This is a genomic window from Ruegeria sp. AL3, from assembly GCF_056536065.1.
In genome coordinates this window covers 1,766,397-1,780,184 of sequence record NZ_JBQFJG010000001.1, presented here as the reverse complement: position 1 = coordinate 1,780,184, position 13,788 = coordinate 1,766,397, and the positions used below count along the sequence as shown (strand labels likewise).

Annotated in this window: 9 protein-coding genes; 5 read left to right on the top strand and 4 right to left on the bottom strand. The window is 58.5% G+C overall.

The genetic code is table 11. The features are described from left to right. Position 1: 1 nt before the first annotated feature. The 3 genes from ACR3E6_RS09095 to ACR3E6_RS09085 form a co-directional block, all read right to left on the bottom strand. Positions 2-2,404: a GcvT family protein gene (locus ACR3E6_RS09095; protein ID WP_209834859.1), complete on the bottom strand. Its 2,403-nt coding sequence runs from the start codon at positions 2,402-2,404 to the stop codon at positions 2-4. Between the two features lie 111 nt (positions 2,405-2,515). Continuing rightward, positions 2,516-3,145, bottom strand: a complete 630-nt coding sequence (locus ACR3E6_RS09090) for a glutathione S-transferase family protein (protein ID WP_480486808.1) — start codon at positions 3,143-3,145, stop codon at positions 2,516-2,518. A gap of 18 nt (positions 3,146-3,163) precedes the next feature. Next, positions 3,164-3,685: a class I SAM-dependent methyltransferase gene (locus ACR3E6_RS09085; protein ID WP_171636701.1), complete on the bottom strand. Its 522-nt coding sequence runs from the start codon at positions 3,683-3,685 to the stop codon at positions 3,164-3,166. Positions 3,686-3,894: 209 nt separating this feature from the next. Between ACR3E6_RS09085 and ACR3E6_RS09080 the strand changes: the two genes are divergently transcribed. Genes ACR3E6_RS09080 through ACR3E6_RS09060 form a run of 5 tightly spaced genes read left to right on the top strand, consistent with a single transcriptional unit; the run spans position 3,895 to position 11,119 of the window. Next, positions 3,895-5,667, top strand: coding sequence for an ABC transporter ATP-binding protein (locus tag ACR3E6_RS09080; protein ID WP_171636699.1), 1,773 nt, complete (start codon positions 3,895-3,897; stop codon positions 5,665-5,667). Next, positions 5,660-7,573, top strand: a complete 1,914-nt coding sequence (locus tag ACR3E6_RS09075) for an ABC transporter substrate-binding protein (protein ID WP_171636697.1) — start codon at positions 5,660-5,662, stop codon at positions 7,571-7,573. Before ACR3E6_RS09080 ends, ACR3E6_RS09075 begins: the two co-directional genes overlap by 8 nt. A 14-nt stretch (positions 7,574-7,587) precedes the next feature. Continuing rightward, on the top strand, positions 7,588-8,616 hold the full coding sequence (locus tag ACR3E6_RS09070; RefSeq protein WP_152457137.1) for an ABC transporter permease: 1,029 nt from the start codon (positions 7,588-7,590) through the stop codon (positions 8,614-8,616). Beyond that, a complete protein-coding gene (locus ACR3E6_RS09065; protein WP_171724500.1) occupies positions 8,613-9,767 on the top strand; it encodes an ABC transporter permease in 1,155 nt (384 codons plus the stop codon). The genes ACR3E6_RS09070 and ACR3E6_RS09065 overlap by 4 nt, the downstream gene beginning before the upstream one ends. Further along, positions 9,764-11,119: a CoA transferase gene (locus ACR3E6_RS09060; protein WP_480486804.1), complete on the top strand. Its 1,356-nt coding sequence runs from the start codon at positions 9,764-9,766 to the stop codon at positions 11,117-11,119. Before ACR3E6_RS09065 ends, ACR3E6_RS09060 begins: the two co-directional genes overlap by 4 nt. A 23-nt stretch (positions 11,120-11,142) precedes the next feature. On the opposite strand, the gene ACR3E6_RS09055 is transcribed toward ACR3E6_RS09060, so the two are convergent. Further along, positions 11,143-13,518 carry a mechanosensitive ion channel family protein gene (locus tag ACR3E6_RS09055; protein ID WP_171636692.1) on the bottom strand — a complete coding sequence of 792 codons (2,376 nt, stop codon included), beginning with the start codon at positions 13,516-13,518 and terminating at the stop codon, positions 11,143-11,145. Between the last annotated feature and the right edge of the window lie 270 nt (positions 13,519-13,788).

Sequence of the window (13,788 nt, the reverse complement as noted above, 5' to 3'; positions counted from 1 at the left end):
ATCAGCCTCGCATCGCTTTGCCTTTGGGGTCATAAGGTGACGGCGCGATCACACGCGCCGGACGTTCAACCCCCACCACGTGAACGGACAGTTCCGTGCCCGGTTCCGCCTTGTCCCGATCGATCAGGGCCATCGCCAGTGACTTACCGGTATAGTGCCCGTAGCCGCCCGAGGTTACGAACCCAACGCGTTCGCCATTGGCCCAGACCGGTTCGTATCCGCTGGCATCTGCGTCCAGAGCATCGATTTCCAGTGTCGCCTGAATTTGCGCGGGGCCGTTGCCGTCACGTTCGGCAAGCGCGCCCGCCTTTCCAACAAAGTCCTTGTCCCAGTCGATCCAGCGGTCCATTCCGGTCATGCCCGGTGTGTAGGCCTGCGTGAACTCCGCCGACCAGATGCCAAAGCTTTTCTCAAGCCGCGTGGACAGCATCGCGTTGAAACCGCATTCGCGGATGCCTTCCTCGGCCCCCGCTTCCAGCAGGAGGCGGCGCAGCTTGATATGGTCGCCATAGCGGCAGTTGATCTCGTAGCCCTTTTCTCCGGTCACCGACATGCGGGCGACGCGGGCGCGCACGAGGCCGATATCGAAATCGCCGCACCCCATGAACTTCAAGCCCGAGATATCCTGTTCCGCCAGTTTTTCCACAACCGCCTGTGACTTCGGCCCGACCACGGCAAAGCCGCAATATTCCTCGCCCAAATCACGGATATTGACGCCATCCATCATGTGATCGTCGAACCAGCGCATATGCCAGGCCCGCAGGTAATAGCTGCCCATGATCCACCAGGTCCCGTCGCCCCAATTCAGCACCGTCAGATCACCCTTCAGGCGTCCATCCTCACCCAACATCGGGGCCAGTTTCGCACGACCCGGGCCGGGGAGCTTGGAGGCCATGACATTGTCCAGCCAAGCTTCTGCGTTCGGACCGGAAACCTCGAACCGCGAAAAGCCCGAAATATCCAGCAGGCCCGCACCTTCGCGGATCACTTTGCATTCCTCGGCCACGATGTCATGCGCGTTCGAACGCTTGAGTGTCGGGGTTTCCTCGAACCCTTTCGGCGCGAAATAAAGCGGTACTTCGAGATCCCAGCTGACGCCCCATTTGCACCCTGCCTCGGTCATCGCATCATGCGCCGGTGCCATTTTCAACGGGCGTCCGGCGGGCAGTTGCTCGTTCGGATAGGTCATCACGAAGCGGCGGGAATAGAACTGGCCCGTCGTCTCGCGGATGTAGCGCTTGTTCTGTGCAAAATCGCCATAGCGCGCCACATCCATCGGCCACGCGTCGGCCTCGGGTTCGCCATGGATCATCCATTCGGCCAGCGTCTTGCCGACGCCGCCGCCTTGCAGGAACCCGGCCATCACCGCGCAGGCGGTCCAATAACCGCGCTTGCCCGGCACCGGACCGACCAGAGGGTTGCCGTCGGGCGAGAAGGTGAACGCACCGTTCACCCATGTCTTGATGCCCACGTTCTGGATCGCCGGATAGCGTTCGAACCCCAGCGTCAGTTCGTTTTCGATACGGTCCAGCTGCTCCTGGAACAGCTCTTCGCCATAATTCCACGGCGCGCCGTCCATGGCCCAGTGTTCGTGATCGACCTCGTAGATTCCGACCAGAACACCCTTCTGATCCTGCCGCATATAGGTGAAGCCCTCGAGATCCACGGTCATCGGCATCTCGAAATCGGCCGCTGCGACCTCGGGCACCGTGTCGGTGATCAGGTAATGGTGTTTCAGCGGCGAGACCGGCAGTTCGACCCCTGCCATGCGTCCCACCTGCTTGGCCCACAGGCCGGCGGCGTTGACCACATGTTCGCAGGTGATCGTGCCCCTGTCGGTCACCACCTGCCAGCCATCCGCCGTCTGGATCAGTTCCTCGACCTTGGTTTCCTCGTAGTATTCCGCCCCGCGCTTTTTCGCGGCGGTAGCATAGGCCTGCACGGTGCCTGTGGTGTCGATATAGCCTTCGCGGTCGGCCCACATCGCGCCCAGAATGCCGTCGGTGGACATGATCGGGCAGCGTTTCTGCGCCTCTTCAGGGCTCAGCAGTTCACAGTCATCAATGCCGATGGACTGGAAGATACGGTAATTGGCCTGCAACCACTCCCACCGCTCGGGGGTTCCCGCCAGCGTCAGACCACCGGTCATGTGCAGGCCGATATTCTGGCCTGATTCCTTCTCGATCTCGCTGAGCAGATCAATGGTATAGGCCTGCAAAGACGCCATGTTCGGATCGGCATTCAAAGCATGAATGCCTCCCGCTGCGTGCCAGGACGACCCAGACGCCAGCCGCCGCCGTTCCAACATGACGACATCCGACCAGCCAAACTTGGCCAGGTGATACAGAACCGAGGCCCCGACAACGCCTCCTCCGATGACCACGACGCGATATTGGGATTTCATCCCGACCTCCCCTGAACAGAATCTGAGGAGACGCTAGTGGCACTGTTCACATCTGTCTAGACATTTCTGTACAGTGCTGATCACAACGCAACCCGGCACGGTTCAGCAGGTTTACAGACTTGCGCTTGGACGAGATTGGATGGCTCGAAACCACGCCAGGGTGGCCGCGTTGTCTTCCGGGATACGCATCTTGATGACGCGGGCGAAATCGACAAAAACGAAAGCCGAGATATCCGCCAGGGAAAACACGTCACCGGCCACAAACGGGCTTTCCGTCAGACGTGTTTCCAGCATTTCAAAGAAGGACGCCACACGCTCGCGCCCGCGCTGTGCAAGTTCGGGAATCTGGGCATGATTGGAAGGGCCCGGAATGGCGCGATCCTTGAAGGCGGGATGTCCATTGCGCAATGCCTCGGCAATCGGTGCCCCGCCCTGATGTTCGACGATCGCGTTCCACATCAGAACCAAACCTTTTTCCTCGGGGGTTCGGCCCATCAAAGGCGGTTCCGGAAACTGTGCCTCCAGAAAAGCCGCAATACCCAGATTTTCTGTCAGAACGGTTCCGTCATCCGTTACCAGAACCGGGATCGTGGCCCGTGGGTTCACAGCGCGAAAGGCTTCGCTCAACTGTTCACCTTTCGCAATCGAGACCTCACGCGTTTCGATATCCAATCCTTTTTCGGCAATGAACATCCGCGCACGACGAGGGTTTGGAGCAGTGGAGCAATCGTAGAAAATCATGCCGTTACTCCTTTTCGGTCAGCGGCGATATATGAAACAGCGCCCTTCGACGGCGCCTTCGGGCAACGGCATCTCGGTCAGCCCTTCGAAATACATCCGATCACTCGAGACCATCAGCCCGCCCGGAGCAAGCAAAGGCTCGATGAGCGGAGATACAAACCGCGCGAATTTGTCATTCTTTTCGCGATTGTGCCCGCCAAGATCCGCGTGGATCAGGCTGGCTGACGCACCGAACCGTTCAACCGATGCAGGTAGGGTATCCCGCACATCACCCAGAATCACGCGATCTTCGGGCGGGGTCGAGTCGGGGTGCGAGGCCACCGCGCGTTCGAACACATAGACCGGGCGACCATCCATGTGCTGCACAAGATGGTGATACGTACGCCCGTTGCCCAAACCCAATTCGAACACCGGACCTGTCATGCCCGCAGTGTGCCGGATTGCGTGATCCAGACAAGCGCGCTGAGACACCATGCGATCGATGAACAGATCCAGACGGCTTTGATTCTCGGACACCGGAAAATATCTCCTTGATACCATTCGAGAGCATAAATGCGCCCGATGCCGTCCTTGATGGCAAAATCTCAAGACTTTGTGTAGCGACGAAGCCCATAGTTTCACGATTTCGCGACATTTCGGCCCAAGAACGGGTTTGACTAGTCGGGCGGAACCGCGCGACACTGAACAAAAAATCACGGGGAGTTGAAGTAACCGATGTCATCGAACGGTCAAACGGGTGGAAAACCCGCATGAGCGCGTTGTTGTCCGTAAGAGACCTCAGCATCGGCTTTGGTACGGGCAATTCCGTGGTCACGGATGTGAACTTCGATGTCGAAGCCGGACAGACGCTTGCCCTTGTCGGAGAATCGGGATCGGGAAAAACAATCACATGCCGCGCAGCCTTACGTATCCTGCCCCGCACGGCGCAGATTCGAAGCGGCACGATTACCCTGAACGATTCCAAGGGCATGTGCGAGCTCACCACGGTTTCCGAACGTGAGCTGCGCGACATCCGCGGCAATCGGGTTTCAATGATCTTTCAGGAGCCCATGAGATCGCTGTCCCCGCTGCACAAGATCGGCAATCAGGTCAGCGAGGTTTTGTGGCTGCATCGTGGGCTGTCCGAGTCCGCGGCGCGCAAAAAGGTCCTGACGCAATTCGAACGCGTCGGTTTCCCTGATCCACAGCGTGCCTATGACTCCTACCCTTTCGAGTTGTCAGGCGGTATGCGCCAACGTGCCATGATCGCCATGGCAATGGTGTCCAAACCCGAATTGCTGATCGCGGACGAACCGACCACCGCACTGGATGTGACCACGCAGGCGCAGGTTCTGGGCCTGATCAAGGAATTGCAGCGTGAAACCGGCATGGCGCTTATTCTGGTGACTCATGATCTGGGCGTCGTCGCCAACATGGCCGAGCAGGTCGTCGTCATGCACAAGGGACGTATCATGGAGGCCGGCCCCGCCGCCCCGATCCTGACCGCGCCCGCACACCCGTATACCAAGCAGCTTTTTGATGCCGCGCCGGAAATACCGGATCAGGATGCGGTGGGTATACCGATGCCCGACACGGATCTGATCCTGCAGATGAAGGATGTGTCCAAGACCTATACCATGCGGTCCAGCAAAGGATGGCAATCCGACAAAGCAATCTATGCCTGCCGAGGAGTCGACCTGAACCTGGCGCGCGGCAAGACTTTGGCAATTGTCGGTGAAAGCGGATCTGGAAAGACAACGGCGGCCCGCATCGCCTTGGGGGCTGAATTGCCCGACCCCGGTGGTGAAGTCCTGTTTCGTACCGCCCCCGACGCCGACCCGATCACGGTGCACAAAATGACCCGAGCCCAGCGCACAGCGTTTCAGCGCAAGGCGCAGATGGTGTTTCAGGACCCTTACAGTTCGCTCAGCCCGCGGATGCGCATCCAGGACGCCATGACCGAGCCACTGGAAATCCATCGCATCGGCACAACAGCCGAACAGCGTGACAAAGCCGCCGAGATGTTGCAGCGCGTCGGCCTGACGGGTGATATGCTCAAACGCTATCCGCACGCGTTTTCCGGAGGGCAGCGACAACGCCTTTCAGTGGCGCGGGCCATGATGCTGGACCCGCAGTTGATCGTGTGCGACGAACCGACCTCGGCATTGGATGTGTCTGTTCAGGAACAAATCCTGACTTTGCTGGAAAACCTGCAAGACAGCCTGAACCTGTCCTACCTGTTCATCTCACATGATCTGGCCGTTGTTGCACGGATCGCTGACGAAGTTGCCGTCATGAGGCGGGGTCTGATCGTCGAACAGGCACCGCCCGAAACTCTTTTCTACAATCCGCGCCATCCATACACCAAGGCGCTGATTGCCGCTCAACCCGAACCCGACATCAATCGCCCGATTGACCTTCAATTGGTTTCTCTGGGTGCCGGCGCGCCGGACAGTTGGGATGAAGCCTTTCGTTTCTCGGACACCGTGATACCCTCATTGGTGGAATTGGAACCGGGCCATAAGGTACGTTGCCATGTTTAATACCATTCGCCCTCTGCTGCTGGCCGCAATGCTGGCGTTTTCAGGGACCCTGCCCGCCGCGGCAGAGACAATCCCGACACCTCAGGAAAGCGCATTCTGGAGCGCCGAGGTTGAAAGCGGCAATCTTCCGCCAGTGCAGGAGCGTTTGCCCAAGGACCCTCTGATTGTGGATCTGGCCGCAAAAGGAAGAGAATTCGGGAAACCGGGTGGCACTCTGCGCACCATGGTCACACGATCCAAAGATATCCGGCAGATGGTTGTCTACGGCTATGCAAGGTTGGTCGGGTTCAACCAAGATTACGAATTGGTACCCGACCTGCTAGCCTCGTATGAAAACGAGGGCAATCGCAAATTCACCCTGAAACTGCGCGAAGGACACAAGTGGTCGGACGGCTCACCCTTTACCTCGGAAGACTTCCGCTATTGGTGGGAAGACGTCGCCAACAACGAGTTGCTCAGCCCGTCAGGCCCACCCGATTTTCTGATCGTCGAAGGCAAATTGCCCACGGTCACGTTTCCTGATGAGACCACAGTGATCTTCGAATGGGATGATCCCAACCCGAACTTTCTGCAATCTCTGGCACAAGCACGACCGCCGTTTATTTACCGGCCGGCCGCCTTTCTGAAACAGTATCACGAGAAATACGCAGATGCGGAAGAGCTTGCCTTTCAGGTTGAAGATGCCCGGGTCAAAAGTTGGGCAGCGCTGCACAACAAGCTGGATAATCTTTACAAGTTCGACAACCACGAACTTCCCACGTTGCAGCCATGGCTGAACGCCAGCTCGGGCAAGAAAATCCGTCACAGCTTTGTGCGCAACCCCTATTATCACCGCATCGACAGCAAGGGGGTGCAGCTTCCCTATATTGACGTGGTCGAGATGGAGATCGTCGCCCCCGGTCTTGTTGCCGCCAAGACCAACGCCGGTGAAAGCGACCTGCAAGGCCGTGGCCTTGCCTTCCGAGACGCGTCGATCCTCAAGAAAGGCGAAGCACAGGGCGGATACAAAACGCTGTTGTGGAAAACCGGCGTGGCCTCGCAGGTCGCGATCTACCCGAACCTGAACTTCTCTGATGACGTCTGGCGCAATGTACTGAGGGACGCTCGTGTTCGGCGCGCCTTGTCGCTGGCCATCGACCGGCAGACCATCAACCAGGCGCTTTACTTCAAACTCGCACACCCTGCCGCGAACTCGGTTCTTCCCGCCTCGCCCTTCTACAGTGAAGAAAACGCTGCGGCCTGGGCACAATACGATATTGATCAGGCCAATGCACTTTTGGATGAGGCTGGTCTGGATCAGCGCGACAAGAACGGCATTCGCCTTTTGCCTGACGGCCGTCCGATGGAGCTGGTTATCGAAACCGCAGGTGAGCGGCAGGAAGTCGAAAACGCGCTTCAGATCGTAACCGATACCTGGCGTGAAATCGGTGTCAAACTGGTCATGCGCCCGCTGGACAGGGACATCCTGCGCAACCGCGTTTTCGCGGGCAATTCCATGGCGTCCGTCTGGTTCGGTTGGGATGACGGTATTCCACAGGCGCATACATCTCCGGCTTATCTGGCCCCGACAGATCAGGTGTTTCTGGCCTGGCCAAAATGGGGGCAGCACTATCAGACCGGTGGCGAAGCGGGTGAGGCCCCCGACATGCCAGAGGCGCAGCGCCTGATGGAATTGGCGCATGAATGGCAAATCGCCGCGACCGATGAAGAACGCGCAGCTGTCTGGACCGAGATGTTGAAAATCCATGCCGATCAGGTCTATGCGATTGGCATCCTGAACGGCGCCCCCCAGCCCATTGTGGTGTCAAACCGCCTGCGCAATGTTCCGGAACAGGCTATGTGGGCTTGGGAACCCGGTGCACATTTCGGCATTCACCGCCCGGACGAATTCTTTTTCGCCGACTGAGCAGGAGCAGCTAAATGATCATGCTGCGCTACGTGGTGTATCGCTTTTTCACGATGCTGCTGACTTTGTTGGTGGTCTCGGTTCTGGTTTTTGTAATCATCAACCTTCCGCCCGGCGACTATCTGAGCAACCAGATCGCTGAACTTCAGGCCTCGGGCCAGTCCGCAGGTGTCGCAAAGGCAGAGTTTCTGCGCGCTGAATACGCTCTGGACCGTCCGATGTGGGAACAATACCTGATCTGGATGGGATTCTGGCCCGGACCGCACGGGTTTTCCGGGTTGATTCAGGGCAATTACGGGTGGTCCTTTGAATTCGACCGTCCCGTTTCCGAAATCGTCGGTGACACGCTTTGGTTGACAGTTGTGGTCAATCTGGCTGCAATCCTGTTTGTTTATGCCGTCGCATTGCCACTGGGCGTTATCGCCGCCGCGCGGTCCCGGACATGGATCGACTATACCTCGGCCTTCGTCGGATATCTGGGGCTAGCAACGCCGAACTTTTTGCTGGCGCTGATCCTGTTCTATTATGGCCACCAGTATTTCAACCTGCCGATCGGGGGCTTGATGGATCCGAGTTTCGAAGGCCAGCCGATGAGTTGGGAGAAATTGAAGTCCATCCTCATCCACCTGATCGTACCGACCTTCGTCATCGGTACTTCAGGGGCATCGGCGATGATGCAGCGTCTGCGCGCGAACATGCTGGACGAACTCGGCAAACCCTATGTGGAAACCGCCATCGCGAAGGGCATGGCCCCGTCACGAATGCTGACCAAGTATCCCCTGCGGGTGGCCTTCAACCCCTTTGTCGCCGATATCGGCAACCTGCTGCCGTCGATGGTGTCCGGCTCGGTTCTGGTATCGGTCGTTCTGGGCCTGCAAACCATCGGCCCCACACTGCTGACTGCTTTGAAGACGCAGGATCAGTTCTTGTCGGCGTTCATCCTGATGTTCGTCGCCCTGCTGACGCTGATCGGCACGATGATTTCGGATATCCTGCTGGTGATGCTGGATCCGCGCATTCGGTATGAGGGGCGCGAGGCATGACTGATCGTCCTGACAACCGCTATGTCGATGACGCGCCGTTTGATCCGCAGGCCTCGATTCAGCAGCTGGAACGCGCCGATCTGGATGCCCCCAACTGGGTTCTGGTCTGGCGCAAGTTCAAAACCCACAAGCTGGGCCTAATCTCGGGCATTTTCCTGCTGTTTTGTTATCTAATGCTGCCCTTTGCCGGGTTTATTGCGCCTTACGGGCCAAATGACCGAAACGGAGAGCACCTGTACGCGCCGCCACAATCGGTAAACTGGTTTCACGAGGGCGAGTTCATCGGCCCACATGTCTATCCGATCGTCGCCGAGGCGGACCTTGAAACCTTCCAATGGAAGTTCGTCCCCGACACCGAAGACCCGCGCCCAATCCGGTTCTTCTGCGAAGGCTCTGAATACAAGCTGGCCGGTTTCGTACCGTCGGACACACACCTGTTCTGCCCGCCAGAGGGGACAACGCTGTTCCTGTGGGGATCCGACCGGCTGGGCCGAGACATCTTCAGCCGTATTCTCTATGGCGCACAGCTGTCTTTGACGGTGGGGCTGATCGGCATCTCGGTGTCCTTCTTTCTTGGCATCCTGTTCGGTTCGATGGCCGGCTATTTCGGCGGACGTATCGACTGGACCATCAACCGTGTCATCGAAATCCTGCGTTCGTTGCCGGAACTGCCTCTGTGGCTGGCCCTTTCCGCCGCCGTGCCTTCGAACTGGAGCCCGGTCGCGGTGTTCTTCATCATTTCGATCATTCTGGGCATCCTCGACTGGCCGGGCCTGGCGCGCTCGGTTCGCGCAAAATTCCTGTCTTTGCGGGAAGAGGAATATGTCCGGGCCGCAGAGATGATGGGGGCAAGTTCGGGCCGTGTGATCCGCAAGCACCTGCTGCCCAACTTCATGTCGCACCTGATCGCGTCGGCCACTTTGTCGATCCCGGCCATGATCCTTGGGGAAACAGCGCTCAGCTTTCTTGGCCTCGGCCTGCGCGCACCTGCGGTCAGTTGGGGCGTGATGCTGAATGACGCGCAGAACCTCGCGTCGATCGAGATCTATCCCTGGACGGCAATCCCGATGCTGCCGATCATTGTCGTGGTCTTGGCGTTCAACTTCCTTGGTGACGGGCTGCGCGACAGTCTCGACCCCTATCAGCAATGAGTCTGCTGGCCACTCTTCCCGCTGCCGGCAGCTATCACAGGGTCGGTGCCGGTATGCTGCCAAGCGCCTTTGCCGTTTCCGAACTGGCCACCGCCAGTTTCGCAGCCGTGGGGCGGGAAATGGCCCAGCTGATCCAGGCGCTCAACCTGTCCACGAAGGCACCCGAAGTCTCGATCGATCATCGGCTGGCATCTCTGTGGTTCGGCTATTCCTTCAAGCCGGATGGTTGGGACATGCCCAGTTTGTGGGATGCGGTCGCGGGCGACTACAAAGCCGCTGATGGCTGGATCAGGCTGCACACAAACCTGCCCCGCCATCGCTCTGCCGCGTTGAAAGTCCTTGGCACCCGGCCAGAGCGTGAAGCCGTGGCAAAAGCCGTCAGATCTTGGTCAGTATCGGATCTGGAAACGGCGGTTGTTGCCGAAGGTGGGGTGGCCGCTGCCATGCGCAGCCGGACGGAATGGCTTGATCACCCACAAGGCCGCGCCGTGTCGCGCGACCCTTTGATCGGTTGGCAGGGACCGCGCTATGTCAACCTGCGCGACAGACCTCGGGCCACCGCTGATCGGCCTTTGGCCGGGTTGCGGGTGCTGGATCTGACGCGCGTTCTGGCCGGCCCGGTTTCTACGCGAACGCTTGCAGGGTTCGGAGCCGAGGTCTTGCGCATCGACCCACCTGGCTGGGATGAACCGGGGGTGATCCCCGACATATCTCTGGGAAAGCGCTGCGCCTATCTTGATTTGAAATCCGAAACCGGCCTTGAACGATTGCATGGGTTGCTGGCTCAGGCGGATGTGTTCGTACACGGGTATCGACCCGGCGCGCTGGAGGCACTGGGTCTGACCCGGGCCAAACGTGACGAGCTGGCTCCGAACCGGATCGAAGTCACGCTGGATGCCTATGGCTGGCAAGGTCCATGGTCGACCCGGCGCGGGTTTGACAGCCTTGTCCAGATGAGCGCGGGTATCGCCCATGCCGGGATGGAGTGGGCGAACGCGGACAAGCCGACCCCGTTGCCTGTTCAGGCTCTGGACCACGCGACCGGCTATCTGATGGCTGCTGCCGTCCTGTCCGCACTGGCCGAGGCCGCGTCAGGCAATTCCATCATGCACGCGCATCTCTCTCTGGCGCGCACCGCCGAACTTCTGGCCGTGCTCGGCAAAGACGACGCAGAAGCTTCACCCGTCAGCCCGGCAACAACGGATTACGGCACGGCGACAGAGGCGTCCGGCTGGGGGCCGGGCCATCGCCTCAACCCTGCGCTGAGGGTCGGCGAAGCGACGATGCGCTGGGATTTGCCCGCGTCGAAACTGGGCAGATCAGAACCTGTCTGGCCGCTCGACGCCTACTGACCATCCGGTACGCAGCCGCGCCCCTATCGATCATCGCCCCCAGGGCCGATATCGTCCAGGTAATCCTCATCGATCGCTGCCTGCACCGCGCCTGTTACCGCCTCACGCTGTTTCGGCGTCAGGTCATCGGCGTCTTTGCCGTCTGCCAACCTCACGGTGACTTCGCGATGCGCGAATTTGATGCCTTCCCGCGCGAACAATTCGCGAATTTCCTGATAGACCTTCTTGCGCACCAGCCACTGATCGCCCGGTTTGGTCATGAACTTGACCCGGATGATCATCGCTGAATCCTGCATTTCGATCACGCCCTGGGACTTCAGCGGCTGTATGAAGTTTTCGCCGATCACAGGATCGCTCAGCAACTCCTGCCCCAGCTTCTTGATCAGCTTTCGCACCTTTTCCACGTCCGTGTCATAGGTCACGCGCAGCGGCAGCTTCATGATCACCCAGTCACGGGAATAGTTCGTCAGAACCTTGATTTCGCCAAAAGGAATCGTGTTCAACGCGCCAAGATGGTGACGCAGCTGGAAGGACCGGACCGAGATTTTCTCGACCGTTCCCTTGACGTCTCCGATATCGATGTACTCACCCTTCCGAAAGGCATCATCCATCAGGAAAAACGCCCCTGAAAAGATGTCTCGCACCAGTGTTTGAGATCCGAAACCGACAGCCAGACCAACCACACCAGCACCGGCAAACAGCGGGCTGACATTGATACCAAGTTCCATGAGAACGATCAGCATGATGGTCACGACCACAACGGCCAGAATTGCGCCGCGGAACAATGGCAGCAGCGTCGCCAGCCGGCTTTGCCCGCCTTCCCCGCCCTCATCGCCCAGTTCGGCCTCGGTGCCATCATCGACTTCTTCCGCTATCTTGCTGTCGATCCAGATGCGAAAGAAATGAAACAGGATGTAGCCGATGAAAATGATGACCATTACATCCAGCACGCGTGCAACTGGCAGGTCCTCGCTCCATTCCGCATCGGGGTACCAAATCACCACAAGGGCATAGACACCAATCACAAAGGCCAGAATTCCGGCCACCCGGCGCGCCAGATCTTCATAGGTCAGAAGATACTGTTTGCGCTGTTCTGCTTCGGGCGTTTCCACGGGCTCGGCATCCGCTTCGGCAGCGGCAGTTTCTTCGTTTATCTCGTTGATCTTGCGCGAACGGTCAAAATACCGCTCCAGCACGTAGTTCATCGCACCATAGGCAACGACGACAGACATGAAGATCATATAGCTGCTTGCGATCAGCGGCAGCGGCGTTGGGTTCTCCAGTGCAAGATCAACCGCCAGACGGAACCAGCTGAACACGACATAGACGATCAGTGCAGGTGCCCAGCCGAAGGATACGAACCGCAACAACCACGAGACCTGATCCGGCGCTCTTCCGCCCCGGATGGCATTTGAAATAGCCCGGGCATTGAACAGGATCATCAGAATATTGCCGAAAGCGCCCACCATTGTCAGACAGCCATAGACCATGGCGTAGACGTTGTAGTTCAGCCCGAAATCCGCAACCCAGGTCGAAAACAGGACAACCGTGATGTCATAGGTCGCGAGTGCCGAAGCCCACAGATACAGCCGCTTGGCGTCCCGGTCCGAGAACGGTGGCAGCCGGTATTGGCTCAGGTAAGGTGACAATACCATCCGCCACAGATCGGACACCGTGCGCGACAGGAAGAACGCCGTGAAGATCGCCGTGACCGTGAACTGGATCGAGATATCGTCCGCTTCGCCAAAAAACAGGTATCCGACGATCAGGGCCATGAGCATGGCAAATATCGTCGCTCCGATCCCCATCAGGAACCGGAACAGAAGGAAGGGCATCTTTTCTCGGTAACCCTGCGGTTCATCCTTGATCCGCGCCACGACCCAGCGACGCGCGATGCGTTTCCCGTATATCTCGATAGACAGCCAGCGGCCCAACAACAGGAACAGGATGTTCCAGCCCAGAACTTCCACATAGGTCTGAATGCGACCGTCCGGACTGGTCTGGCGCAGGATATACTTCACTTCGAACACCGAATACGGCAGCGCCTCAAGCCGTGACTGCATGGACTCACGGAATTTCGAGAACCGCTCCTGCGCCTTCATCAGCTGCGATCCCTCACCCATGGGATTGTTCGAATCGCCCGCCGCATCATTCGTACCCGCATCCGTGCCGCCTGCCGTTGTCACAACCTGCCCGGCGCTGTCGATGACGATCACACTGGCCCCGGCTTCGCTGGCGGCGCGAATTGCGGCAGCCAGGTCACTTTCCGGCGAGGACGCAGACGAACTGTCCGCGTTGTATCCCGGAATCAAGGATGTTTGCGCTGAAACGCTTACCGGAAGCGCCAGTACAAAAGCCCACAAAGCCAGAAGTGTTGCGGCCAGAAAGGTATGTTTCATGGGGTTTTGCATCCAGTTTTTCCGATAGCGATCAGATTACAGAAGGGTTTTAGGCAGTTCAAACACTCGGGTGCACCCTGCTCAATATCGTGTTCGGGCGTGTTCTTGGCGCACTGCGTAATTCCGGATGTTTTCAATCTGGCGAAAATTGAATATGAACGGCAGTTGAAGGCCCTGCCCCTTTGCCAGTTCATCGGTTCTTTTGCGATCCCTCTCAAGCTTTGGTGCGACATGACGCGAAACCGTCAATATGCTGTTGCCAAATCGCAA